Annotated in this window: 22 protein-coding genes; 16 read left to right on the top strand and 6 right to left on the bottom strand. The window is 57.8% G+C overall.

From position 1 onward, the window contains the following. Positions 1-832 precede the first annotated feature (832 nt). Together DCS96_RS12875 and DCS96_RS12865 are read left to right on the top strand one after the other, a co-directional pair. Positions 833-1,672, top strand: a complete 840-nt coding sequence (locus DCS96_RS12875) for a 5'-nucleotidase, lipoprotein e(P4) family (RefSeq protein WP_116474803.1) — start codon at positions 833-835, stop codon at positions 1,670-1,672. A gap of 830 nt (positions 1,673-2,502) precedes the next feature. Beyond that, positions 2,503-3,150 (top strand): hypothetical protein, encoded by a 648-nt coding sequence (locus DCS96_RS12865; protein ID WP_198650074.1) that lies wholly within the window; start codon positions 2,503-2,505, stop codon positions 3,148-3,150. Between the two features lie 780 nt (positions 3,151-3,930). On the opposite strand, the gene DCS96_RS12860 is transcribed toward DCS96_RS12865, so the two are convergent. Next, entirely contained in the window at positions 3,931-4,806 is an 876-nt protein-coding gene (locus DCS96_RS12860; protein ID WP_116474801.1) for a DMT family transporter, read from the bottom strand. A gap of 425 nt (positions 4,807-5,231) precedes the next feature. On the opposite strand from DCS96_RS12860, the gene gmk reads away from it, so the two are divergent. From gmk to DCS96_RS12835, 5 genes are all read left to right on the top strand, one after another. Beyond that, a complete protein-coding gene (gene gmk, locus DCS96_RS12855; RefSeq protein ID WP_116474800.1) occupies positions 5,232-5,861 on the top strand; it encodes a guanylate kinase in 630 nt (209 codons plus the stop codon). Positions 5,862-5,910: 49 nt separating this feature from the next. Then, the gene (rpoZ, locus tag DCS96_RS12850) at positions 5,911-6,186 is read left to right on the top strand and encodes a DNA-directed RNA polymerase subunit omega (protein WP_116474799.1); all 276 of its coding nucleotides are present in this window, start codon (positions 5,911-5,913) and stop codon (positions 6,184-6,186) included. A gap of 92 nt (positions 6,187-6,278) precedes the next feature. Continuing rightward, positions 6,279-8,399: a bifunctional GTP diphosphokinase/guanosine-3',5'-bis pyrophosphate 3'-pyrophosphohydrolase gene (gene spoT / locus DCS96_RS12845; protein ID WP_116474798.1), complete on the top strand. Its 2,121-nt coding sequence runs from the start codon at positions 6,279-6,281 to the stop codon at positions 8,397-8,399. 145 nt (positions 8,400-8,544) lie between these two features. After that, entirely contained in the window at positions 8,545-9,546 is a 1,002-nt protein-coding gene (locus DCS96_RS12840; protein WP_232818275.1) for an alpha/beta fold hydrolase, read from the top strand. 14 nt (positions 9,547-9,560) lie between these two features. After that, positions 9,561-10,355, top strand: coding sequence for a Cof-type HAD-IIB family hydrolase (locus tag DCS96_RS12835; RefSeq protein ID WP_116474796.1), 795 nt, complete (start codon positions 9,561-9,563; stop codon positions 10,353-10,355). 64 nt (positions 10,356-10,419) lie between these two features. Here DCS96_RS12835 and DCS96_RS12830 read toward each other — a convergent pair whose 3' ends face one another. Beyond that, positions 10,420-10,869: an EVE domain-containing protein gene (locus tag DCS96_RS12830; RefSeq protein WP_116474795.1), complete on the bottom strand. Its 450-nt coding sequence runs from the start codon at positions 10,867-10,869 to the stop codon at positions 10,420-10,422. A gap of 110 nt (positions 10,870-10,979) precedes the next feature. Here DCS96_RS12830 and DCS96_RS12825 point away from each other — a divergent pair, with 110 nt between their 5' ends. Genes DCS96_RS12825 through murQ form a run of 3 tightly spaced genes read left to right on the top strand, consistent with a single transcriptional unit; the run spans position 10,980 to position 13,210 of the window. Next, positions 10,980-11,180, top strand: coding sequence for a hypothetical protein (locus DCS96_RS12825; RefSeq protein ID WP_116474794.1), 201 nt, complete (start codon positions 10,980-10,982; stop codon positions 11,178-11,180). A gap of 2 nt (positions 11,181-11,182) precedes the next feature. Beyond that, a complete protein-coding gene (locus tag DCS96_RS12820; RefSeq protein WP_116474793.1) occupies positions 11,183-12,292 on the top strand; it encodes an anhydro-N-acetylmuramic acid kinase in 1,110 nt (369 codons plus the stop codon). Next, complete coding sequence (murQ, locus tag DCS96_RS12815) at positions 12,293-13,210, top strand: N-acetylmuramic acid 6-phosphate etherase (protein WP_116474792.1); 918 nt, start codon at positions 12,293-12,295, stop codon at positions 13,208-13,210. It begins immediately after the preceding gene. Positions 13,211-13,212: 2 nt separating this feature from the next. Here murQ and DCS96_RS12810 read toward each other — a convergent pair whose 3' ends face one another. Continuing rightward, positions 13,213-13,566 carry a hypothetical protein gene (locus DCS96_RS12810; protein ID WP_116474791.1) on the bottom strand — a complete coding sequence of 118 codons (354 nt, stop codon included), beginning with the start codon at positions 13,564-13,566 and terminating at the stop codon, positions 13,213-13,215. 199 nt (positions 13,567-13,765) lie between these two features. On the opposite strand from DCS96_RS12810, the gene DCS96_RS12805 reads away from it, so the two are divergent. Next, positions 13,766-14,656 carry an aldo/keto reductase gene (locus DCS96_RS12805; protein WP_116474790.1) on the top strand — a complete coding sequence of 297 codons (891 nt, stop codon included), beginning with the start codon at positions 13,766-13,768 and terminating at the stop codon, positions 14,654-14,656. A 254-nt stretch (positions 14,657-14,910) separates the two neighbouring features. On the opposite strand, the gene DCS96_RS12800 is transcribed toward DCS96_RS12805, so the two are convergent. After that, positions 14,911-16,095 carry an aromatic ring-hydroxylating oxygenase subunit alpha gene (locus DCS96_RS12800; protein ID WP_116474789.1) on the bottom strand — a complete coding sequence of 395 codons (1,185 nt, stop codon included), beginning with the start codon at positions 16,093-16,095 and terminating at the stop codon, positions 14,911-14,913. Between the two features lie 958 nt (positions 16,096-17,053). Between DCS96_RS12800 and DCS96_RS12795 the strand changes: the two genes are divergently transcribed. Beyond that, complete coding sequence (locus tag DCS96_RS12795) at positions 17,054-17,521, top strand: hypothetical protein (RefSeq protein WP_116474788.1); 468 nt, start codon at positions 17,054-17,056, stop codon at positions 17,519-17,521. 95 nt (positions 17,522-17,616) lie between these two features. On the opposite strand, the gene DCS96_RS12790 is transcribed toward DCS96_RS12795, so the two are convergent. Then, the gene (locus DCS96_RS12790) at positions 17,617-18,789 is read right to left on the bottom strand and encodes a BaiN/RdsA family NAD(P)/FAD-dependent oxidoreductase (protein WP_116474787.1); all 1,173 of its coding nucleotides are present in this window, start codon (positions 18,787-18,789) and stop codon (positions 17,617-17,619) included. 201 nt (positions 18,790-18,990) lie between these two features. Between DCS96_RS12790 and DCS96_RS12785 the strand changes: the two genes are divergently transcribed. Next, a complete protein-coding gene (locus tag DCS96_RS12785) occupies positions 18,991-20,163 on the top strand; it encodes a methyltransferase (RefSeq protein ID WP_116474786.1) in 1,173 nt (390 codons plus the stop codon). A gap of 132 nt (positions 20,164-20,295) precedes the next feature. Then, positions 20,296-20,730, top strand: a complete 435-nt coding sequence (locus DCS96_RS12780) for a universal stress protein (RefSeq protein ID WP_116474785.1) — start codon at positions 20,296-20,298, stop codon at positions 20,728-20,730. Between the two features lie 12 nt (positions 20,731-20,742). Here the strand turns inward: DCS96_RS12780 and DCS96_RS12775 are convergent, their stop codons facing one another. Continuing rightward, on the bottom strand, positions 20,743-21,657 hold the full coding sequence (locus tag DCS96_RS12775; protein ID WP_116474784.1) for a LysR family transcriptional regulator: 915 nt from the start codon (positions 21,655-21,657) through the stop codon (positions 20,743-20,745). Between the two features lie 471 nt (positions 21,658-22,128). On the opposite strand from DCS96_RS12775, the gene DCS96_RS12770 reads away from it, so the two are divergent. Then, the gene (locus DCS96_RS12770) at positions 22,129-23,001 is read left to right on the top strand and encodes a carboxylate/amino acid/amine transporter (RefSeq protein ID WP_116474783.1); all 873 of its coding nucleotides are present in this window, start codon (positions 22,129-22,131) and stop codon (positions 22,999-23,001) included. Between the two features lie 91 nt (positions 23,002-23,092). Further along, positions 23,093-24,067: an acrylyl-CoA reductase (NADPH) gene (acuI, locus tag DCS96_RS12765; protein ID WP_116474782.1), complete on the top strand. Its 975-nt coding sequence runs from the start codon at positions 23,093-23,095 to the stop codon at positions 24,065-24,067. The last annotated feature ends 75 nt before the right edge of the window (positions 24,068-24,142 follow it).

Below are 24,142 nucleotides of genomic sequence, written 5' to 3'. Positions count from 1 at the left end.
CATATGGCAATGCCGGTTTTCCGGCTTTGGGGGTAACCGCCGCAGGAGAAAGGGAGTTAACCATCGAGCCCTACCGTACAGCTACCTTCAACTGCTAAGCTCTCAAACAGATCAAGTGGGAGAGCTAAACATGAAGCAGGGCAAGGACAACATGAAAGATGGATACTTAACCGTGCCTCCTCTTTTTGGCCGGGAGGCCTCCCCGCAGGAGGTATCTGATACTCTGCCATCAAAGCCTCTCACCGCAACACCACTCGACTTCAGCTCATCCGAGCTACTCCAGATAGCTAAAGCAAGGTCAATGAAACGCAACCGGCAACGCTCGTGGCTTGATAGGATTAAGGGCAACTTCTGGCGATAGCAAGCCAGCCAATCAAACATGGCTCGGGCTGCTAAGCTGGTGGAGGAGTCCCGCTCCCGCTTCGGTACGGGTAGGTGTAGGTGTAGGTGTAGGTGTAGGTGTAGGTGTAGGTGTAGGGCTGGTTTTGTCATGTCCCTTGCCAGTTTCACCGGGGCTCCGCTTTATTCGACAATGAGCACACGTTTTCCACATCACCTGAGGCACTGATCAGATCGCACAAACTGGACTGAGTTCCCTGCCTCCACTGATCTACTATTCGGAACAGCTCTTTAGCATTTTATTCTCTGATGTTTTGAAATTAAATTCAGCGATGTAAATTTAAAGTCGATGGTTCTGTTAATTGTGTGAATTTAAAGTCATTGGTCATGTATTTTTATTCTCCACCCATATTTGTTGCTGTGTTGTTTGTTTTGTGCAATACTCTTTTTCCGAAAGTTAGTTATTTTAATTTTATTTTCAAATGGACTTTGTATGAAATTATTACCTTTATATAAGAAGACCGTATTTCCAGCCATACTGTTGTGTTCGGTTGCTTACTCCGGATTGGCAGTTGCAGAAAATGAACCTAAATCCATCGGTGATTCTAATCTGTTGATATCGGCAGTCGCATGGAAGCAAACGGCTGCCGAATATCGAGCTTTATTCTATCAGGGCTTCAATGTTGCGAGGCTGCACCTTGACAACGCCTTGGCAAAAAATAATGGTGAAGGTAAACCGTTGGCAATTATCACCGATGTCGATGACACCATTCTCAGTACCAACGATTACTTTGGCTACCTCGTAAAGAATAATAAAGAGTTCTTTGACGATGAGGCGTGGGATGAATGGGTGGCAACCAACCGGGCTGCGGCTACACCGGGTGCCAAAGAGTTTTTGGACTATGCCGCATCGAATGGTGTTGAGGTATTCTATGTGACCAGCCGAAATCAAGGTGATGCAACCTACGATATAGCCTTGAGCAACTTGAGAAGTAATGGCTTCCCTTTTGTTGACGAGCAACACCTGACAGTTTTGAAGGATAGCTCAAATAAAGAGATAAGGCAGCAGGAGATAGCCAAGGACTTTAATGTTATCTTGTATCTTGGTGATAACCTTAACGACTTCTCACGAGAATATTATGTTAATGGTGTGAATGAAAGACTAAACATAGTAGATGTAAATAAAGGAAAGTATGGTTTTGAAAATATAATTTTCCCCAATCCCACAGATGGTCATTGGGTGAGAGCGATTTTTGGTGAATCAGAACCGCCTGCAAGCCCTGAAAATTTAGAAAAGTTCCGTTCTGCTGCAACTAATAAGTCATGGAAGTGATAAGTTGTAAGCTTAATGTTGGCTCTCGTAGTAAATAAAGAGTCAATGTGGATCAGTGTGTTTGAGTGACTTTTGAAAGAGCCATGCACTCTTTTATCGGAGGTATGGCTTTTTGGCTGATATTGAAAGATTGCTTTGTGTGTATAATTATCTGATCCAGTAAGATTAATAAAGTTAAACGGAATCATGTGCCAAGGCTCAGCTATCCCCTCATATGAGCTAAATAGCTGTTCCGAATAGTAGATCAGTGGAGGCAGGGAACTCAGTCCAGTTTGTGCGATCTGATCAGTCGCCAAACATACTCAACTTGTAGTGGTCAACTAATCAAGGCGCATGTTAAATAACTGATACAAATACCGCTACATTTCAAGACAGAAGTCAGGATTCGATAAGCAGACCCTCCGCGCCATGGATGGCGCGGCGGAGCCCCCAGGGATGGGTTTACAGCGAGTCTGCGTTCGAGCCTGATTTCTGTAGCACAATTAGGAACAGTTATTTAATCAAAGCCAGAGCTATCGGAGTAATCAATGTAGTAGGCTAGTCCTTAGGTGGGGGGATAAAACGCTATACCATCACGTTCGCCGTTGAAACCACCGGATTCAAATGCTGATACAATAGCTGACTTACCCCAATCCGGACACAAGCCCCATGGCTCGACCCCGAACCATGACTGATGACCAGTATCGGCAGATCATTGAACTGAAACGCCGCCATTCATTTTCAGAAGTAGCCGCCATACTTGGCTTGCCCGTGGGCACCGTGAAGACCATAGCCCGGCGCTCAGGCGCATTCACCGACAACCCCAGGCACCGGGCACCGGGCACCGGGCATTGTTTACCCTACCGCCCAGGCAAGACAGCACTGCTACCAAGGTGGCCGTCGTCGAACTACCGGAGCAACGCACCGTCACTGGTGATAAAGAGCTGGATGCCATGCTGTGGCTGAGGGAGACCATACAGACCGGGCACCCGGCCTTCATTGATAAGGCCCTGGACGCCGCCACCCGCATCAAGACCCCGGCCAAGGAGCTTGAACGCCGTTATGCCCGACACCTGACTGACACCACCGGCAACACCATAGCCGCCGCCTGTTTTGGCACCGACGACCCTGACATGCTGACCGAGGCCGACCGCTTTTGTATCCGCACGCTGAAGGGCGCAAAGAGTGACGGCTTTGGGTTCGATGACGACGAGGCCGCCGCCCGGTTCCGGGAACACCCGGAGCTGGTGCCGCACACCCTGGAGAACTGTCTTTATGAGCTGGCTTTCCATCACGACCTGTACCGGCTGCGAAACGCTGCTACCGGCTGGGATGGCCCGCCCGAGCTGTACGCCCGAGAAACCTTCACCATATCCCTGTTGGCCGAGATCCGGCCTCGGCACAAGGCCGAAGCCAAAGCAGTGCTGAGCTACTTGCTGAACAATGACCTTAAAAACAACAGGCACTTTGATATCATTCTGGAAAACCTGCTGGGCTGATCTTGGAGTATGGTATTCGGAAGGGAGCTGCCCTGGCTTGCCCACTTCCGGCAAATAACATGCGGTATGGGTAGATACTCTTTCAGCTCATCCTGGCCTTTGTCCTGCTTGCTGACTTCTTCCTGGTTGCTGTTCATGTTCAGTCCTTCCTGTGTTTGATGTATCGACCCATCATTGGATGGGCAGCACCGCTTGGTCAAGGTTGGAATTTTTTCTGGCTGCGCATTTTTTCAGGGGCTGCCTGTTCAATACCAAATCGTAGACGGGCCGCTTATCAATGCTACTGACTGACATTCAAGCCGGGCCAGCAGTGAAGTTAGCTGCGGTTGCTCACTGCGCACTTTGCTGCGCACTCAGAGAGCGCATGACAAGTTAGCGAAACCGAAACGGCGGCAATAACTCCCCAATGGATAGTCCACAGCACCAAAGCTAACAGGACATTAAGGCTGCTTGATTGCTTGCGCGCTGAATGGCGCAGTTGCGCATGGCTATGCGCAGCAAACAGGACTATACGAGAAGCGCAACCGAATAAGGTGTACCAAAGAGTGTACCAAGGACATTTATCAAAAACCTCAACCCCGCTTGTTACCTAGCCTCACCCAAACAACTCAACATTCAGATCCAATATCGAATAACCCCTGCGGTTTTTCTCAAGACAAAACGCCCTGCTGGTCAGGGCGTTTTGCTGTGTCAGTGGCTGTTACGCCGAACATCGAGAGGGCCGCAGCAAGTGGATTGGTCAAGCTGGACTGCCCGCAGAGCCTGAACCGCCACTGCCGCTCAGGACCACATCACGCACAGGGCGGCAGTCACGATCAGCGCCAGGCCGAGCTGATCGTTGCGCGCCAGCACCTCCTTGAAAAAAAAGGCCGAAATCAGCAGGGTGAACAGCACTTCCACCTGGCCCAGGGTCTTGACCATGGCCACCGTTTCCAGGCTCATAGCGGTAAACCAGCCGATCGATCCCAGGCAGCTGCAACCGCTGATCAACAAGGTGAGTCTGGGCCTGGCCAGCAAGGCACGCAGGGTGGCCCTGTCTTTCAGCCAGAGCCAGCCGGTTAGCAGCAGGGTTTGCAGGGAGATCACCAGCAGCAGTACCCAGGCGGCGCCGTAGGGAAACGGCAGGCCCAGTTCCAGGCTGGCTTCCCTGACCCATAACGAGGTCAGCGCAAAGGCCAGGCCACTACCCAACCCCAGCGCCAGGGTTCGCCAGGAAAGGCCGCGCAACTTTTTTACCCCACTGAGCAGAAACACCGCCACCGCGCCCAATAGTACCCCCAGCCAACCCAGGGCGGTCAGCGGTGCGGAAAAGAACACCACCCCCAGGGCAGCGGCCAGGATGGCCTCGCTCTTGGCCAGACCCACGCCGATCGCGAAGTTCTTCAGCTGAAACAGCTTCACCATCAAATTGGTGGCTAGGATCTGCGCCACGGACGCTGCCAGAATATAGCCGAAGAATAACGGGGTGAAGCGAGGCAGTTCGCCCGGTTGCCACTGGTACAGACCCCACAAATAAGCGCCAGCCAGTGGTCCGGCCCAGATAAAGCGCGCCAGCGTCACCCCGGCGGACTTCACCTCTTTACTCAGTTGTTTTTGAAAGGCATTACGCCAGGCCTGCATAAAAGCGGCCATCAGGGTAAAGGGGATCCACAGCATATTCAGGCCTTAGCGCCGGCAATCGGCAGGGTAGATGAGACAAGCATCGGTCAGGGGCCACCGGGCGAAATCCCGGTGACCGGCGGAGCATAACGGTCCGCCCCGGTGGGGTCAATACACCCCAGGAAGCGGGCTGGGCCGACAAACTATGCAAGCAAACGTACTAACCATTCGGCTAATCGCCAGCCAACAACTCGGTTTTAACGAGTTATTATGCCGGTATAAACTGATAGAGCCGAATATGGCAGGTCACCATAATGCAGATTGCGTGGAGGGCACTTCCACAGCAAGCTATAGTTACTTTTATATGGTCGCTGTCTCTACAGCGGCCATTTTTTTATCTACCGTCTTCTGGTAAGCTTTGCCGCCCCTGGTTCCAGCCGCCACACCTGGTGCTGGTAAAATACATCCGACGGGCAACACATATGGCGCATAGCGGTACCCTGTTTATCATTTCCTCTCCCAGCGGCGCAGGCAAATCCAGCCTGATCAAGGCCCTGCTAGAACGGCACAACAGCGACAACAATCTGCGGGTGTCGGTGTCCCATACCACCCGGGCCAAGCGTCCCGGTGAAGTGGACGGCGAGCACTATCATTTTGTCGAGCAAGCCGAATTCAAGCGCCTGATCGAGGGTAATGCCTTCTATGAGTGGGCCCTGGTGTTCGACAACTACTACGGCACTTCCCGTCAGTGGATAGAGCAGCTGCTGGCACAGGGTATCGATGTGTTGCTGGATATCGACTGGCAGGGCGCCCGTCAGATCCGGGCCCAGTCCCCCGACGCCAAATCGATCTTTATCCTGCCGCCCAGCCGGGAAGAGCTGGAGCGCCGCCTCAATGCCCGTCAACAGGACAGCGCCGAGGTGATCCGGGGCCGTATGGCCAAGGCGGTCTCGGAAATGTCGCACTACGACGAATACGACTATTTACTGGTGAACGATGACTTCGAGCACGCCCTGGGCCAGCTCAATGCCATCATCCACGCCGAACGGGCCAATACCGCCAAGCAGGCGGTCCGTTACCAGGACTTGCTTTCCCGGCTACTGGCGGAATAAGCTAAGATCCATTAGAATTTTGCACCTTTTTTAATCATTGGAGTCCATTATGGCACGCGTTACTGTTGAAGATGCTGTAGAACAGGTAGGTAACCGTTTTGATCTGGTCTTGGTCGCCGCTCGTCGCGCCCGCCAACTGGCCACCCAGGGTAAAGATGCGCTGGTCGCCGAAGAAAATGACAAGCCAACCGTGATCGCCCTGCGCGAGATCGAAGAAGGCCTGGTCAACCATGCAGTGATGGATGTACAGGACCGCCAGGAGCAACAGGAACTGGAAGCGGCCGAGCTCGCCGCGGTTGCCGCCATTGCCGAAGGGCGCGGCTGAGCCTTTCCGGCCCGGCCTCCATGGCGGGCCAGCCCCTGAGTTGAGTGGGGCCCTCTGTTATGTGCAAACGGCGTTGACTGTCGGGGTACCATTTGTATCTATTTGAATCACTCAAGGAGCTCGCCTCCAGCTACCTTCCCACCGAGCAGGTCGAACAGCTCAAGGCCGCCTACATTCTGGCCCGGGATGCCCATCAGGGGCAGACCCGCTCCAGCGGCGAGCCCTATATCACCCACCCGGTCGCCGTAGCCAGGATCCTGGGCGAGATGCACCTGGATCACGAAACCCTGATGGCGGCGCTGCTCCATGATGTGATTGAAGATACCCCCGTCACCAAAGAGATGCTTGCCCAGCAGTTCGGCACCCCGGTCGCCGAGTTGGTCGAAGGCGTATCCAAGCTCGACAAGCTCAAGTTCCGCAATCGCAAGGAAGCCCAGACCGAAAACTTCCGCAAGATGGTGCTGGCCATGACCCAGGATATACGGGTCATCCTGATCAAGCTGTCGGACCGCACCCATAACATGCGTACCCTGGGCGCACTGCGGCCGGACAAGCGCCGCCGGATCGCACGGGAAACCCTGGAAATCTATGCCCCCATCGCCAACCGGCTAGGTATTCACAGTATCAAGAACGAACTGGAAGAACTGGGCCTGGAAGCCCTGTACCCCATGCGCACCCGGGTATTGCGGGAGTCGGTACGCCGCGCCCGGGGCAACCGGCGGGAAATCATCCAGTCGATCAAGGAAGAAATAAAGGGCCGGCTGGAAGACGCCCATATCGAGGCGCAGGTCAAGGGCCGGGAAAAAAACCTGTTCTCCATCTACAACAAGATGGTGAAGAAAGAACTGCAGTTCCACGAGGTGATGGATATCTATGCCTTCCGGGTGATCGTCAAGGACATCGATACCTGTTACCGGGTTCTGGGTCAGATGCACACCCTGTACAAGCCCAGGCCGGGACGCTTCAAGGACTATATCGCCATTCCCAAGACCAACGGCTATCAGTCCCTGCACACCTCCCTGGTCGGTCCCCACGGGGTGCCGGTCGAGGTGCAAATCCGTACCGAATACATGGAGCAGATGGCCGACAAGGGGGTCGCGGCCCACTGGGCCTACAAGCAGGATAACGAAGCCCCGGGTACCACCGCCCAGGTACGCGCCCAGCGCTGGATGCAGAGCCTGCTGGAACTGCAGCAGAGTGCCGGCTCTTCCTTCGAATTTATCGAAGGGGTGAAGACGGATCTGTTCCCCGACGAAATCTATGTGTTTACCCCTGAAGGCCGCATCCTGGAGCTGCCCTCGGGCGCCACGCCGGTGGACTTTGCCTATGCGGTGCATACCGACATCGGCCACGCCTGTGTCGGTGCCCGGGTCGAACGGCAACCCTTCCCACTGAGCCAGCCCCTGCATTCGGGGCAGACGGTGGAGATCGTCACCGCTCCCAGCGCCCGCCCCAATGCGGCCTGGCTGAACTTCGTAGTGACCGCACGGGCGCGCACCAAGATCAGGCAATTCCTCAAGAACCTGCGCACCGAAGAATCCATCCTGCTGGGCAGGCGGCTGCTCAACCATGCCCTGGGCAACCAGAACCTGGAAGATATCCCGACCGAACGCATAGAGAAAGTACTGAAAGACACCAAACACGGCTCACTCGACAACCTGCTGGCCGATATCGGCCTGGGCAACGCCATGAGCCTGGTGGTGGCACGGCGACTGCAGGGCAAGCTGGATGAGATGCCCAGAGCCGAACGCCAAAAGACGGTGAAGAAGATGCCGATCCGCGGCGCCGACGACATGCTGCTCACCTTCGCCAATTGCTGTCGCCCCATTCCCGGCGATCCCATCGTCGCCCATATCAGCCCCGGCAAGGGCCTGGTGGTACACCTTGAGCCCTGTAAGAATATCCGTGGCTACGGCAAGGAACCGGACAAGTATCTGCCGGTACAGTGGGACATGGAGCAGGATTTCGGTTTCGAGTTCAAGACCGAGATCGGCATCGAAATCATCAACCATCAGGGGGCCCTGGCGGAGCTGGCCAACGTCATTGCCGCCACCGGCGCCAATATCCATAGTATCAGTACCGAGGAAAAAGACGGCCGGGTCTATGTGGTCGAGTTGTTGATCACCACCAAGAGCCGCATCCATCTGGCCAATATCATGCGCAAGATCCGGGTCACGCCCAATGTGCTCAAGGTTCACCGGCAACGGAACTAAGACGTCGACTTGAACAAGTCTCGGCGTTTGCTATCCCTTGCGTTAACGGTACACTGCCAGGCACTGTTTGCTTGTTGACGGGTAAAAAATACTCACCGGAGTCCTTATGCTTGGTCGCCTACTCTTAGTCGGGATCTGCCTACTGATGAATCATGCCATTGCCTCACCGCTGCGTTTTACCACCGAAGCCGAGCTCGACGAACTCGGCCTGGATGGCCTGCAGGCGTTCTGGCAAGCTACCGCTCAGGAAGGCACCTTTACCGGCGAAGACGGCCTCTCGCTGCGCTATGCCAAACTGGTTTCTCCGGATCACAACAAGGCCATCATACTGGTCAATGGCCGTACCGAAAGCTATCTCAAATATCAGGAACTGGCGCGGGATCTGTACCGGAACGGCTATAACCTCTACCTGTACGATCACCGGGGCCAGGGCCTGTCACCACGCCTGCTCGACGACCCCTTGATGGGCCATGTCGACAACTTTGATGACTATGTGCAGGATCTCGAACAGTTCGTACAGCAACAGGTGCTTACCACCCCTCATGACCGCCTCTATCTGCTGGCCCACTCCATGGGCGGTACCATCTCAGCCCTCTGGCTGAGCGATACCAGGGTACGCATCAACGCGGCCGCCCTGTCCTCGCCGATGATGGGCATCTATTTGGGCCCCCTGCCCACTTGGCTGGCCAAGGGACTAATCAACGCCTTTCAGGGAGGATGCCGCCTGATCGGCAAATCGGCCTGTTACGTCCCGGGCCAGGGTGGCGGCTACGAAGCTCCCTCCTTCGCCGAGAACCAGCTGACCCACAGCGAACCGCGTTATGAACTGTTTCGGAAATTGTATCGGGAGCAGACAGGACTACAGCTGGGCGGCCCCAGCCTGCAGTGGCTGGCGCAGAGTTTCACGGCGAGCGAACGGGCCATAGCCCGGGCCCATCGTATTGTGGCCCCGCTGCTGGTGCTGCAGGCCGGTGCCGACGTGATAGTGGACAACAAGGCGCAAGATGCCTTCTGCAAGGCCCTCAAGCACTGCGAAGGCCGCGGTCCCAGACGTATCGGCCGTGCTGCCCATGAACTCTTTTTTGAGCGGGACCGCTATCGCCAGAAGGCACTGGACAGAGTCCTGGATTTTTTTGACCGTAACTAACACCCGAGGGCCCCATGTATCAGGTTGTTGTTTCCGATCTTGACGGTACCCTGCTCAACAGCCGGCATCTGGTGTCGGCTCAAACCCGGGAAACCCTGCATGCGCTGGTTGCCCGCGACGTGGAGTTCATCGTCGCCACCGGCCGCCATCATGTGGATGTCCGCTCAATCCGTGACAGCCTGGGACTAAACGTCAGCCTGATCACCAGCAACGGCGCCATGGTGCATGATCCCGATGACCAGTTGCTCTTCAACCGGACCATTCCCGCCGAGATGGTGGACGAGCTGGTCGCTGATTACCGCCTGCCCGGGGTACATCTGAACATGTTCCGGGGCGATCACTGGCTGGTCGAGGAAGCCATGCCGGGCGCGCTGGACTTCAGTCCCCAGTCCCGGTTTCGCTACCGGCTGACCGATCAGCTCCGTACTCACAGGCAGGGGGTGGAGAAGGTATTTTATATCGGCGAGCACGAACGGTTGTTGCAGGTGGAAGAAGGGTTACTCGCCCGCTTCGGCGCTCGGCTCAATATCACCTTCTCCCTGCCTCAGTGCCTGGAAGTGATGCACGGGGAGGTCAACAAGGGCTCGGCCATCGCCTCACTGATGGAGCGGCGGGAGATGGACATGACCCGGGTGCTGGCCTTCGGCGACGGCATGAATGATTTTGAAATGCTGTCCCGTGCCGGCCGGGGGGTGATAATGGCCAATGCCCACACCCGCCTGCACCAGGCCCTGCCCCATCACGAACGCACCCTGAGCTCAGATGAGGACGGGGTGGCGCACTACCTGCAACGGGTATTCGGGCTCTGAGTTCGCATGACTCCAGGTCAGCCACACCAGACAGACTCTCCGCCCCGTGGCCGAATACCGCCGCTTACCCCGCCATCGCCAGTATCGCCTGCCACTGGTCCTGGGTTACCGGCATAACCGACAGCCGACTGCCTTTTTTCACCAGCGCCAGTTCGGTCAGGGCCGGGTTGCTCTTCAGCTCGGCCAGGGGCAGCAGCGGCAGCCGTCGCACAAAGGTCAGCTCGGCCGCGTACCAGATTGGCTTGTCCGGACTGGATTTGGGATCAAAATAACGGCTGTCCGGATCGAAGGCGAACGGATCGGCGAATCCCGCCCGGGTCACCCGGCCGATGCCGGCAATCCCCACTCGCTTGCAGCTGGAATGATAGATAAACACCTCATCCCCTTCCTTGACGCCATCGCGCAGGAAGTTGCGCGCCTGGTAGTTGCGCACCCCTTCCCAAATGGTGTCTTTCTTGGCCAGATCATCGATCGAAAAGGTATCGGGTTCGGTCTTGAATAACCAGTAGGCCATGATGACTCCTTGGGGTTAACTAAACTTTTGTGATGATGCCTCTGGCGGCTTACAGCGTCATGTGGCAATTTGAATGCCGTTAATGGTGACCCCTCCCGGAGAAAAGCACAATGGTCAGATATATCGGGTTTTTGTTGTGGCTGTTACTGGCCGGCTGCCAGGGCGCCCAGGAGCCGGCGCCGGTTCCCGATCCCGAACCGGAAGCCCCCTTGCCGGCTCCGGGGCCCCAACCGTTTGAAAACGAGGTGATCAGCGTACCGGTCAGCCCGCTGACCGACATGTCCGGCGATGCCTGGGAGAATGGTCACTAACCATGGATAAGTATATCGGGGTGATGTCGGGCACCAGCCTGGACGGCATAGACACGGTACTGGTTGAAACCGATGGCAGGCAGATCTGCCTGCTGGCCGCCGACGGCTATCCCCTGCCCGGCGAACTCAGGGCCCGGCTGCTGGCCGCGGCCGGCGGCCAGGCGGTGACCATGCAGGCAGTGGGACAGATGGATGCCGAACTGGGTCAGTTGTATGCCCGGGCGGTCAATCAGTTGCTCGCCAAGGCCAGGGTGACGGCCGCCGAGGTGACCGCCATCGGTTGCCATGGCCAGACCCTCTGGCATCAGCCCGAGGGCCCCTTGCCCTTCTCCCTTCAGTTGGGAGATGGCAACCGGATCGCCGCCGATACCGGCATTCTTACCGTCAATGACTTCCGCCGCATGGACATGGCCCTGGGCGGACAGGGCGCTCCCCTGGTCCCTGCCTTCCATAAAATGGTGCTGGGCAATTGCCCGCACACCCGCATCGTGCTCAACATCGGCGGCATCGCCAATATCAGCGTGCTGACGCCCGCTCATAAGGTACTGGGCTATGATGTGGGCCCGGGCAACATGCTGATGGACGCCTGGTGCCAGCGCCATACCGGCCATGCCTATGACAAGGATGCCGAGCTGGCTGCCCGGGGCCGGGTCGACACGACACTGTTAAACAAGCTGCTGGGCGAGCCCTGGTTTGCCCTGCCGCCCCCCAAGAGTACCGGCCGCGAGCTGTTCAACCTGGCCTGGCTCGATGCTCGACTGCCCGCCTCCTACCGGGTCTCCGATGTCCAGGCGACCCTGGCCGAGCTGACGGCGGTCGCCATAGCCGATCAGGTCGGCAAATGGCCAGCAGGCGAACTGCTGGTGTGTGGCGGCGGCGGCCACAATCCCTTGCTGATGGCCCGCCTGACCGCCCTGCTACCGGACTGGCAGGTCAGCACCACCAACACCGCCGGCGTGGATATGGACTATATGGAAGCCATGGCCTTCGCCTGGCTGGCCCAGCAGACGGTCAACGGCCTGCCCGGCAACTTGCCCGAAGCCACCGGCGCCCGCCAGGGCGCGGTATTGGGCGCTATTCACCCGGCCCCACACGCAACCGAGGACTCCTAAATGCAGATACGGGATTTATTGGCGGATCTGGACAAGCTCGCCTCTGAGGGGCGCAATGCCGACACCCTGGATATCGATCTGCTGCCGACCCTGGACATAGTCACCAGGATCAACCAGCAGGACCGGCAGGTGCCGGCGGCGGTGGAACAGGTACTGCCCGAGATAGCCGCCGCCGTCGATACCATAGTGGCGGCCTTCCGCCAGGGTGGCCGGCTGATCTATATGGGCGCGGGCACCAGCGGCCGCCTGGGGGTACTGGATGCCTCCGAATGCCCGCCCACCTACAGCGTGCCCGAAGGCATGGTGGTGGCGCTGATCGCCGGTGGGCCCGAGGCCATCTTCCGGGCCCAGGAGGGCGCCGAAGACAACCCGGAACAGGGCCGACTCGATTTACAGCAGATCCGGCTTAACACCCAGGATGTACTGGTGGGCATCGCGGCCAGCGGTCGCACCCCTTATGTGCTCGGCGGCCTGCGCTACGCCCGCGAGCAGGGAGCTGGCACCATCGCCCTGTCGTGCAATGCCGACTCGGCCATCGCCCGGGAGGCGGACATAGCCATCAGCCCGCTGGTCGGCCCGGAGGTCATTACCGGCTCAACCCGCATGAAGGCGGGCACGGCCCAGAAGCTGGTGCTGAATATGTTGACCACCGCCAGCATGATCCGTCTGGGCAAGGTTTACCAGAACCTGATGGTGGATCTGCGCGCCAGCAACCTCAAGCTGCAGGCACGGGCGGTACGCATCGTGATGCAGGCAACCGGGGTAGACGCCGGCAGTGCCGAACAGGCCTTGCAGGACGCAGATGGCGAAGTGAAACTGGCGATCCTGATGCTGTTAAGCGGCCTGGACAAAGCCGACGCCCGGAAGCAACTGGTCCGTAGCCAGGGGGCATTGCGCCAGGCCCTGGATGCGGGCTGAGCTCAGTCGTCGGCGGCATCGTCCTTCGCCAGCCGGGAGCGCAGCTTTTCTTCCCGGCGGCGATACCAGTGCGCCTTGAACGCCGTCCACCAGTCATGAGACAACTCGCCGCCGTGGGCTTCGAGCAGGGCGATGACCCGGTCCAGGGTCAGCTCAGCGGCATCGTAATCGATATCCAGCCAGTGCTTGCGGACCACCACCTTGGCTACCCCCGGCTCAGCGGTAAACACCTCGGCTAGCAGCTCTATCTGCAACTGGTTCATATGATCAAGCTTTAAATGGCGCCGCACCAGGGCGTGCTCTTCCTGGCCTGGGTGTTCGGTATCCAATGCGCGCCCTCCTTTGTGTCGGCTCATTTCTTTATGCTCCTCGCCGAGTTAAGAGCAAAGTGGGCCCAAAAGCAAGGCGCCGCTCAACACCAGCCTCCGTGAGCTGTCGATATGCAACCGCCCTCTTGCCTTTAACCGAACACCACCCGGCCATTGCAAAGTCCGGCACCCTGCGCCACCATAATATGGAAGTCATTTCCAAAATATAATAATCCTAGAGGTGATCATGGACGCAATCCCGGAGCCCCGGATAACACTCCCCGCCACCCGCGCCCAGCACGCCACTGAACTGCCTGCCATCGGCCAGGGCACCTGGTATATGGGTGAAGGCCTGGCGCCCCGTCGCGACGAGATACGCGCCCTGCAACAGGGTCTGGAGCTCGGTTTGCGGGTGATTGACACCGCCGAAATGTACGCCGATGGCGGCGCCGAGGAAGTGGTGGGCGAGGCACTCAAAGACCGTCGCGAACAGGCATTCCTGGTCTCCAAGGTCTATCCCTGGAATGCCGGTCGAGACAGCGCAATCAAGGCTTGCGAGCGCAGCCTGCAACGGCTGAACACCGACTACCTGGATCTCTATCTGTTGCACTGGCCGGGCAGCATTCCGCTGGAAGAAACCCTGGAAGCCTTTGAAAGACTGCAGGCCGACGGCAAGATCAAGCGTTTCGGGGTGTCCAATTGCGATATTCACGAGATGCAGGCATTAACCCACATTCATGACGGTGAACAATGCGCCGTCAACCAGGTACTCTATCACCTGGGCTCCCGTGGCATAGAGCATACACTGCTGCCCTGGCAGCGGCGGCAGGGCATGCCGACCATGGCCTATTGCCCGCTGGCCCAGGGCGGCCGGCTGCGCAGAGAGCTCTTTGCTCACCCCGAGCTGCAGGCCATCGCCGCCGAGCTGGACGCCACCGTGGCCCAGCTGCTGCTGGCCTGGGCCATACGTCCGGTGAACGGCAAGCGCGACCTGATCGCCATTCCCAAGGCGGTACAACCCGAGCACGTGCAGCAGAACGCCGAGGCCCTGGACATCAGGCTGGACGAGACCCTGCTGGCCCGCCTCGACGCCGCCTTCCCGGCGCCCGGCCGCAAAACCCCACTGGATATTGTTTGAGTGTGCACTGACAATACAGTGTGTACCGCATGCCGACAACGCCCAGGTCCATTGCATGACCTCTGCCCCATGGCCTGATATGAGCACTGCCTGCATGCGCCTGGGGAGATGGCCGCACTATAACGGCAAGAGGATGACCGCCTGACTGGCGGTCATCCATGCCTGAATCATCCCGTGGATGGCGTTATGCGGTGATTCTCTGAAGCGGCACCACCATGCGGATGCGAAACGGGCTCTCCCGATATGATGAGGAATCAGCCCCCCGAATGCTTCATGTACCAGTCGCTCATTTGGATACAGAAGCGCTCATCTTTTGCGAAGGGTCCCGGCCGGTATGATGCCGACTTTGCGCCTGCGGTCATTGACTTGCACAGGGCAATATCTTCCGCATTGGTCACCCTCCAGACTTCTGTCAGGTGTTCAAGGTCGTAATCCACACCCTCTATGGCATCCTCATGAACAATCCAGCTGGTGTAGAGCGCACACTTGTCACCATCGAGAGGCAACACCCAGTTGGTCGCAATGTGATCCGAGGTGAAGTGAATCCAGGTGTTGGGGTTGAACCACATCGACAGCGTGCTTTGATCATAATCCTTGAAGGGACCAATCAGCTTTTTGCTGGCCGGCTTGCCGTCAAAAGTAATGGACTGATAATTTTCCTGCATGGGGTAACGTGCCACCCGGCAGCAGTCATTCGGCGAGAAGGCCTGCTCTTTCCAGGCTAACCCAAGCGACTCCCATCGTTCTACCGCTCTGGCAAACATCTGCTCATAGGCAGAGGTCTGGGCACCGTTAAAACTGGACGGGTCGAATAACTTGACCAGACCAGTATGGTTCAGGTTGCAATGACAGCATTCCCGGTTGTTGATCATCACCAGGAACCAGTTGGCATCGACAATTTCGCACTCATGATGGGCCAGCTTGTAGCCCCCCTTGTGTAAACCAAAAGGCGTCACGTAAGGTGCGATAATTTTTTCGATCTCGTCCAGGTCGCTGCGATCACACTCATGATCCAGGCTGGCAAACAACAAGCCGTGTATCTCGACCACGGGCAGACTGTCCAGGCTCAATGATTTTCCCAGCTCTGTTCCCGGAAAATCGGGGGCGAAACCGGGTGCGCTGATCAAATTACCTTCATTGAGGTCATATACCCACTGATGATTGGGGCACATGATCATGGGCGGGCAACTGCCATACGTCTCGCGTAGCAACCTGGCACTCTGGTGCGCACAGCGGTTCACCATGCAACGAATGGTGCCATCCGTACCGTGCAGCAGGAAATATTCGTCTTCAAAAAGAGAAAATTTGAGAAAATCTCTTGGTTTTGGAACATCCCCGCGCGTGCCCACAAAAAACCATTTCTTTGAATAGAGGCGCTTGGCGCGCTCAAGATCAAAGAGCGCTTCCTGGGATAATCCCATTCCAGAAACATAGCTCATTAGGTTCGTCCCTCCGGGCAGGCCAAGAAAAGTCGTTCAGCGAACATATACGCTTTGCAGGAAATATTGCATCTTGCGTACAACCCAGCACGTTCAGATTACGGTGCAATTTGCACGTATTCCAGGCCCGCAGTGTGCGCCTGACTTCGAGCGTCCCTTGTGCTGTACAGCCCATGCATCATTCATTAACAAATAGTTATCATCAAGTGACTTATCAGACTTTATTGATGAGCAACAGGAATGTGTAACAAGGAGGATGAATCAAGCCATAATTAATAACTGATACAAATACCGCTATATTTCGAGACAGAAGTCAGGATTCCATAAGCAGACCCTCTGCGCCAGAGATGTCGCGGCGGAGCCTCCCAAGCACGGGTTTATGGCGAGCCCGCGTTCGAAACCGATTTCTGTAGCACAATTAGGAACAGTTATTTATAAAAAGCCGTAAGTGAAGTGGCTATAATTATCCAGAACAACGCAATGCTGATAGTAGTTGGCAATACCTATGCCCTGCGCCCGCTCATAGACAGGAACTTAAATCCTAATACCATGAAATATAAATAACAAAGGCTTCAATTTTGATCTGATGTTAGTTGCTAAACAAAACTAAAACTCCAACGAAGCCAATAAATATTATTCGTCTAAAATACCGACTGACGCCATTCCTCAATTCCGCCACGGCTTAGGGTGTGTTCCGATACGGCTCATGATGTCGTCGCCGCCCCAACAGGGCACGATCAAGGCAGCAGGCGCAACGCATAGTGGGCCTATGGGTAAGGCTGTTAACGCAGAGCGCGCCCTGTTGGGCCATGATCCGAAGGGCTGAGGCTGTGCCGCCGCGTTCAGCCAGGGGAACACCATATCTATCGCCGAGCTGCTGCGGGCATAAGGACGCAGAGGGATAGCAGCAATCCCTGTCGGTTTCGTGCTGAATATACAGAAGAAGGAGCAACGGCATATGCAAGCACATCGGCCATTCGCACCCGGTCCACTGGGCTATGTCGCGGCTGCTGGCCTCGCGTTACCGGTGGCTGCGGTTGCCTGGTTTGAGGCGGTGTATCTCTGCTTCGGCCTCACCGGCGAGAATCCATCCACCACCTTTCGTTATACGGCGGCGGTGGCCGCAATCGGCCTCGCCCTGGGTTGGCCCCTCCATGGTGCAGCCCGGCCGGCCGAGGTGGTGCGTCGAGGCTGCCAACTTGGCTTGCTCGTTTCACTCCTTCTTCCGGTGGTCGCCATGGCCGTACTGCTGCTGTGGCAGAGCGCATCGGACCGCCCCGATCTGGGCATGGGTGGCCTGATACTTTATAACCTGCCGGTTGTCACGTTTGGCGTGGCGACAATCCTCGCGATCGCCTTCAAGATTGGAAGTCAGCTGGCCGGGCGGCGGTTGCAGAGCACAAATGAAAGCGAGAAAAGTCAGTGAAGATAGCGGCAAGGCCCTCTGACAAAGCCATGGAGCGCGTCACCCGGCTCCATTAGGTCATGCTATAGAGCCTAAACTTTATTGTCAGTACACAATTAAACCACCTGCCCCGCACACCAGCCCGAGCTCCAGGCCCACTGAAAATTGTAGCCCCCCAACCAGCCGGTGACATCCATCACCTCGCCGATAAAATAGAGGTTGGGCACCTTGCTGGCCATCATGGTCTTGGAGGAGAGTTCATTGGTATCAACCCCGCCCAGGGTAACCTCGGCAGTACGATAACCCTCGGTACCGCCAGGCTGCAAAGGCCAGGCGGCCAGTCGTTGCTCAATGGCCGCCAGCTCCTTCGGCACATATTGCTTGAGTGGCTTGTTGGCAAATTGCTCCCGAGTCAGCAGCGTTTCCACCAACCGTTTGGGCAACTGACGGCCCAGCCAGGTTTTCAGTTCCTGGTTGGGGCTGTCGGCCAACCCCTGTGCCAGGCTGCCTTCGGGCAGCAACTGAAACACCACCTGTTCTCCCGGCTGCCAGTAAGAAGAAATCTGCAGCACCGCCGGGCCCGAAACACCTCTGTGGGTAAACAGCAGGTTTTCGGCAAAACGGGTACCATCCGCACTTTCGGCGACCACCGGCAGGCTGACTCCTGCCAGGGGTTCCAGGGCCTCCTTGTCTTCCGGCTGCAGGGTAAAGGGCACCAGCCCGGCCCGAGTGGGTAACAGCTTGAGTCCGAACTGCTCCGCCAACCGGTAACCGAACGGGCTGGCGCCTATCTTGGGCATCGACAGACCGCCGCTGGCCACCACCAGCGACTGACAGCTGTACTGGCCGTCCTCGGTGTCCACACTGAAACCCTCGCCCAGTTCGGTCACCGCTAAAATATCGGCGCGCAGGCTAATGGTGACGCCGGCCTCGTTACATTCCCTGACCAGCATATCGACGATATCCTGGGCCGAGTCGTCACAGAACAGCTGCCCCAGGGTCTTTTCGTGGTAGGCAATGCGGTGCTTTTCCACCAGCGCGATAAAGTCCCACTGGGTATAGCGGGCCAGCGCCGACTTGACAAAGTGGGGATTGCCACACAGGTAGGCGCCTGGCTCCACATGGTAGTTAGTGAAGTTGCAGCGGCCACCGCCGGACATCAGGATCTTGCGGCCGATACGCTTGCCATGGTCGAGTACCAGCACCCGACGGCCCCGCTTGCCCGCCTCCATAGCGCACATCAGGCCGGCGGCACCGGCACCGATAATAATCACATCCCAGGCTTTCATCTGCACCTCAACCACTCACCAGCATAAAACATCAAGGCCGGCATTTTACCGATCCCCTCCCGCTGGCACCATCATCCATCTGCACCTCAGGCACTCACCGACATAAAACATCAAGGCCGGCATTTTACCGATCCCCCCGTCGGCACCATCATCTTTCCCCGTGGATGACGCGCCCTGCTTCACCCCTTATAATCCACAGCCATGAGTGACCTTGCCCCCCTGTTTCAGGATATCAGCCGACTGCTGCGCCAATACCATGGCGACTGGCAACGCTATCCCTTTGCCTGCACCGAACTGCCCTGGTCCGAATGGGCTGAGCACCTCAATGGCCTGGATGAAGCGGCCGTCGACGCCCTGGAGGCAGATGATGAGGCAAAATGGCGTTTTTGTGCGGATATCAGGCCCGAGGTTGCGGCCATCAACCGGCTGACGCTGCCGGCCCTCAATCGCCCCCAGGACACCGGCAATCCGCGCTGGAGCAATGGTATCCCCGGTCGAAAATGGGCGCAGATCCGCGACTTTGCCAGCTGTATTTCCCTTGATACCCCCTTTCTGGAATGGTGTGCCGGCAAGGGCCACCTGGGCCGATTGCTGGCAATCCACTCCGGCCGGCCGGTGCTCAGCCTGGAGCGGGACCCGGTGCTCTGCCGGCAGGGCGAAGAGCTGGCAGAAAAACTGGATATTGACCACCAGTTTGTCTGCGACGATGCCTTGGGAGCGGATGCCCATCGGCTGTTCAAGGAAGAGCAGCAGGCACTGGCGCTCCATGCCTGCGGCGAGCTGCACCTGCAGTTTCTGCGGCACGGCGTCCGGGCCGGCACCCGGAGCCTGACCCTGTCGCCCTGCTGTTACCATCTGATCCCGCAAGCCAACTATGCGCCCCTGTCTCGCCTGGGCCGACAGCTGGATTTGGGACTGGACAGGCAGGATCTACGGCTGCCGCTGCAGCAACAGGTCACCGGCGGCGTGCGCGTGCGCCGGCTGCGCCACCTCGAACTGACCTGGCGGCTGGCGTTTGACGAGCTGCAGCGGGCGCTCAGGGGGTGCGACAGTTATCTGCCCCTGCCCAGTTTTGCCAAGCGGCTGCTCAGCGGTGAGTTTGCAGACTTTGCCGCCTGGGCCTGCGCCGAAAAAGGCCTGGCGCTACCGCCCCGGCTCGACAGCGCTTACTGGCTGGCTCGCGCCGAGCGGCGACGCCTGCTGGTCAAACGCATCGAACTGGTGCGCCATCTGTATCGTTATCCCCTCGAGCTCTGGCTGCTGCTCGACCGGGCCCTGTTTCTGCTGGAGCAGGGCTACCGGGTCAGCCTGGGCACCTTCACCGAACAGCTCAATACCCCACGCCGGTATTTGATCCGGGCCATGAAAAGCTGAACGGCACTCTCGACTTTTTGCCCATACTTCTACTAACGTTATGCTGCGGACTGAAAACTCGGTCAAAACTTTACCCAGATCATGGTTTAACGTTTAACGGGTTGATAGAGTTAGTAAAAAAGGAGAAATGCCATGACCGGTCAGTACACACATGTGCTCGCGGCAGTTGATATGAGCGAGAAGAACCGCAAGGTGATCGCCAAGGCGGTTGACAGGGCGAGAGCCAACCATGCCAAGCTGTCGGTGATCCATGTGGATGTGGACTTGAAAGATCTCTATACCGAGATGATCGACATCGATATCGACAATATCCAGGATCAGGTGGTGGCCGACGCCAAACAGCGGCTGGAAGAATACCTGGCCGATGTCGACTACCCGATCGAAAAAAAGCTGGTGATTTGCGGTGATCTCACGATGAAAGTCTGTGAAGCCGTGGAAAAAAACCAGGTCGACCTGCTGGTCTGTGGCCATGAACAAAGCTTCTGGAGCCTGTTGACCTCCTCCGCCCGCCAGCTGATGAATACTGTGCCCTGCGACATGCTGGTGGTGCCCCTGCCCAAGTCCTGAATAGCCGGGCGATCAGCCAAGCTGCTCGCCCACTTCCTGCAACAACTGTCGGAACCAAATCAGCGCCGGATCGAACTCGGTCAGCGGATGCTGGGCCAGTATATAGGTGGTCGCCAGTGGCTCATCCAGACTATGCTGGCTGAGCGGATAATAATGGCAAAAATCCCGGGCGATCAACTCGGGTACCACCGCCAGGTAACGGCCCGTCGCCAGCAAGCCGGGCAGGGCGGCAAAACTCGACACCCAGACGCCGATTTCCCGGCTCACGCCCCGACTGGTCAACCAGCTCTCTACCCGGGTCTGGCTATGGCCCCAGGTCGAGGTACAGACATGCACCCAGGTCGCCAGTGCCTGCGGCGACAACTCTTGCTCCAGACCCAGCGTCCGACTGGCCAGGCACACCAGCGCATTGTCAAACCAGGGACGGGTCAGCAGACGGGGGGACAAATGGCCGGCCCCGGCGAACGCCACCACCATATCCAGGCTCCCCCTGGCCAGATCCTCTTCATAATCCGAGTCGACCAGCTCCGTGACCGCCAGTCGACAGCCGGGGGCCTGGCTGTGCAACAATTCCACCAGCAACGGCACGGCACAGTATTCAATGGACGACGGCACGGCCAGGCGAAAGGTACGCCGGGCATGGCCGGGGTCGAAGCCGGCAACCTGTCGGACCCCCTGTTCCAGCAAGGCCAGGGCCTGCCGTACCGGCGCCGCCAGTGCCTGAGCCCGCTCGGTGGGCCGCATCTCCTTGCGGGTCATCACAAACAGGGGATCGTTCAGGGTCTGTCGCAGCCGGGACAAGGCGTGGCTAACGGTGGACTGAGACAGGTTCAGGCGCTCTGCGGCCCGGGTGACATTACGGCTTTGCATCAGGGTGTCGAACACCCGTAGCAGGTTGAGATCGAGCCGTTGAAAGAGGTTGTCCATCGATATTTACCATACCTTAATGGTTATAATTCATTTCCAGCATACAAAATCTGGCCTTAGAATGCGTGCTGTTGACGATTAAATCGTCGGCGTGGTGATAAACCTTGAACCCGGTGCCGGGCGTAAGCAACGTCAAGGGCATGGTGGCATCATGGGGGGTTCTACCTGTCTCCTGACGGCATTGAGGCCAAGTGTCTTGGCCGTCATGGAAAAACAGGGTGTTGTCTTCTCGCCCACATCGGGATTGCCACGCTGACAACCTTTTGATTCTGCGTTTGGCCGCAGCAATGCGGCATGAGTTCTGTCTGTGGTGTCACACCACTTTTTAGGGACGCAATTCTCTCCTTTATGACAAACCTGATGCTTGGTCCCTGGCCGGTGCAATGCACCGGCTTTTTTATTTCGGCTGGATTGCCGCCGGTGTTTACGCCATCATACCCGCCCGATTGACAACCGATGAATAATCACCCGATGTCGTACCTGGTTATCGTAACCCTGCTGTGGGCCTTTTCTTTCAGCCTGATCGGCGTGTACCTGGCCGGTGCCGTCGACAGCTACTTCTCGGTACTGAGCCGTATCCTGCTGGCCACCCTGCTGTTTATGCCCTTTATGTCCTGGCGTCAGCCTCCCCGGCTGGCGCTGGGGCTAATGGCCACCGGCGCGGTACAGCTCGGCCTGATGTATCTGTTCTATTATCAATCCTTCCTGCTGCTGACGGTACCGGAAGTACTGATCTTTACGGTGCTCACACCGATATATATCACCCTGATCTACGATCTGCTGCAACGCCGTTTCAACCCCGGCTACCTGCTCACTGCCGCCCTGGCGGTACTGGGAGCCCTGGTTATCCGCTTCGATGGCCTCACCGACTCCTACCTGCAGGGTTTTGCCGTGGTGCAGGGGGCCAACCTCTGCTTCGCCCTGGGCCAGGTGGGCTACAAGGTGCTGATGGAACGCCATCCCAACCACCAGCCCCAGCACAGGTTGTTCGGCTATTTCTATCTGGGTGCCCTGTTGGTAGTGATCCCCGCCTGGCTGCTGTTGGGGAGTGACCGCTACCCGGCAACCGGCGTGCAATGGGGCATTCTGATCTGGCTGGGCCTGGGTGCTTCCGGTCTGGGCTACTTCCTGTGGAACAAGGGCGCGACCCTGGTCAATGCGGGCGCCTTGGCGATCATGAACAATGCCCTGGTGCCCGCCGGCCTGCTGGTCAACCTGCTGATCTGGAACCGAGAGGCCAACCTGCTCCAGCTCACCCTGGGGAGCCTGTTGTTGCTGGCGTCACTCTGGATCAACGAGCGCTGGGTAAAAACCACAAGTATCGCCGAGCTCACAAAATCATAATTTGCCTGGATTTTTCCCGATCGGTGGGCTGGTAATCCATCGCATGCTATTTAGACTGGGTCCAGGAAACAATGCACGGGAGAAGCTCACCATGTTTAACGCCTTACTATTGGAAGAAGCAGGTAGAAACACCAAAGCCAGCCTGCAACGGCTGCCGGAAAGCCGGCTTACCGATGGCGATGTACTGGTGAAAGTGGATTACTCTACCCTTAACTACAAGGATGCCCTGGCCATTACCGGCAAGGGCAAGATAGTCCGCCAATGGCCCATGGTGCCCGGCATCGATTATGCCGGCACCGTCTTGTCTTCCGACCATCCGGACTATCGCATCGGTGATGAAGTGCTGCTTACCGGCTGGGGGGTCGGCGAACAGTACTGGGGCGGCCTGGCCGAGAAGGCCAGCGCCAGGGCCGACTGGCTGATCCCGCTGCCGGCCGGCATGACCGCCAAGCGTGCCATGGCCATCGGCACAGCCGGCTTTACCGCCATGCTGGGAGTGATGGCGTTGGAGCAGGCCGGCATCAAACCGGGTCAGGGCCCGGTGCTGGTCACTGGCGCCACCGGCGGCGTGGGCTCCATCGCGGTGCGGCTGCTGGCCAAGGCAGGTTATGAGGTGCACGCCTCCACCGGCCGTCCCGAGCACAGTGACTGGCTGAAAAGCCTGGGCGCCCACGAGATCATCGATCGCATCAAGCTGGATCAGGAGCCGGCAGCGCTCGAATCCCAGCACTGGGCCGGCGCCATCGACGCCGTGGGCGGCCGCACCCTGGCCCGCATTCTCAGCCAAACCAAAATGTACGGCGCCGTGGCCGCCTGTGGCCTGACCGGCGGGGTAGCGCTCAACACCACCGTCATGCCCTTTATTCTGCGGGGCGTGCAGCTGCTCGGCATCAACTCGGTGCATATTCCCAAAGCACAGCGCATCGAGGCCTGGCAGCGGCTGCACCAGAGCCTGCCGGTGAACTATGAAGACGAAGTCAGGGTGCTGACCCTGGAGCAAACCATTGAGGCCGCTCACGACATGATCGCCGGCAAGCCGGTGGGCCGGGTGGTGATCCAGCCGTAAGCCCGATGCTCAATGCCCTCGGGCCATCAACGTCGCAAACAGGGGTCAGCTTCACCCGGAGCTGACCCCATTTGA

It is taken from the genome of Zobellella maritima, assembly GCF_003075035.1.
In the GTDB taxonomy this organism is placed as follows: Bacteria; Pseudomonadota; Gammaproteobacteria; order Enterobacterales; family Aeromonadaceae; genus Oceanimonas; species Oceanimonas maritima.
Note: the sequence above shows the minus strand (reverse complement) of the source record. Positions and strands in the feature narration are given on the sequence as shown.

What these genes read in the sequence shown, in the direction of transcription:
- murQ (WP_116474792.1), top strand. Translation starts at nt 12,293, where the DNA reads ATGCAGATACGGGATTTATTGGCGGATCTGGACAAGCTCGCCTCTGAG.
- DCS96_RS12820 (WP_116474793.1), top strand. Translation starts at nt 11,183, where the DNA reads ATGGATAAGTATATCGGGGTGATGTCGGGCACCAGCCTGGACGGCATA.
- DCS96_RS12875 (WP_116474803.1), top strand. Translation starts at nt 833, where the DNA reads ATGAAATTATTACCTTTATATAAGAAGACCGTATTTCCAGCCATACTG.
- DCS96_RS12770 (WP_116474783.1), top strand. Translation starts at nt 22,129, where the DNA reads ATGTCGTACCTGGTTATCGTAACCCTGCTGTGGGCCTTTTCTTTCAGC.
- DCS96_RS12775 (WP_116474784.1), bottom strand. Translation starts at nt 21,657, where the DNA reads ATGGACAACCTCTTTCAACGGCTCGATCTCAACCTGCTACGGGTGTTC.
- rpoZ (WP_116474799.1), top strand. Translation starts at nt 5,911, where the DNA reads ATGGCACGCGTTACTGTTGAAGATGCTGTAGAACAGGTAGGTAACCGT.
- DCS96_RS12830 (WP_116474795.1), bottom strand. Translation starts at nt 10,869, where the DNA reads ATGGCCTACTGGTTATTCAAGACCGAACCCGATACCTTTTCGATCGAT.
- gmk (WP_116474800.1), top strand. Translation starts at nt 5,232, where the DNA reads ATGGCGCATAGCGGTACCCTGTTTATCATTTCCTCTCCCAGCGGCGCA.
- DCS96_RS12780 (WP_116474785.1), top strand. Translation starts at nt 20,296, where the DNA reads ATGACCGGTCAGTACACACATGTGCTCGCGGCAGTTGATATGAGCGAG.
- DCS96_RS12825 (WP_116474794.1), top strand. Translation starts at nt 10,980, where the DNA reads ATGGTCAGATATATCGGGTTTTTGTTGTGGCTGTTACTGGCCGGCTGC.
- acuI (WP_116474782.1), top strand. Translation starts at nt 23,093, where the DNA reads ATGTTTAACGCCTTACTATTGGAAGAAGCAGGTAGAAACACCAAAGCC.
- DCS96_RS12795 (WP_116474788.1), top strand. Translation starts at nt 17,054, where the DNA reads ATGCAAGCACATCGGCCATTCGCACCCGGTCCACTGGGCTATGTCGCG.
- DCS96_RS12785 (WP_116474786.1), top strand. Translation starts at nt 18,991, where the DNA reads ATGAGTGACCTTGCCCCCCTGTTTCAGGATATCAGCCGACTGCTGCGC.
- DCS96_RS12800 (WP_116474789.1), bottom strand. Translation starts at nt 16,095, where the DNA reads ATGAGCTATGTTTCTGGAATGGGATTATCCCAGGAAGCGCTCTTTGAT.
- DCS96_RS12805 (WP_116474790.1), top strand. Translation starts at nt 13,766, where the DNA reads ATGGACGCAATCCCGGAGCCCCGGATAACACTCCCCGCCACCCGCGCC.
- DCS96_RS12810 (WP_116474791.1), bottom strand. Translation starts at nt 13,566, where the DNA reads ATGAGCCGACACAAAGGAGGGCGCGCATTGGATACCGAACACCCAGGC.
- DCS96_RS12840 (WP_232818275.1), top strand. Translation starts at nt 8,545, where the DNA reads ATGAATCATGCCATTGCCTCACCGCTGCGTTTTACCACCGAAGCCGAG.
- DCS96_RS12835 (WP_116474796.1), top strand. Translation starts at nt 9,561, where the DNA reads ATGTATCAGGTTGTTGTTTCCGATCTTGACGGTACCCTGCTCAACAGC.
- DCS96_RS12860 (WP_116474801.1), bottom strand. Translation starts at nt 4,806, where the DNA reads ATGCTGTGGATCCCCTTTACCCTGATGGCCGCTTTTATGCAGGCCTGG.
- DCS96_RS12790 (WP_116474787.1), bottom strand. Translation starts at nt 18,789, where the DNA reads ATGAAAGCCTGGGATGTGATTATTATCGGTGCCGGTGCCGCCGGCCTG.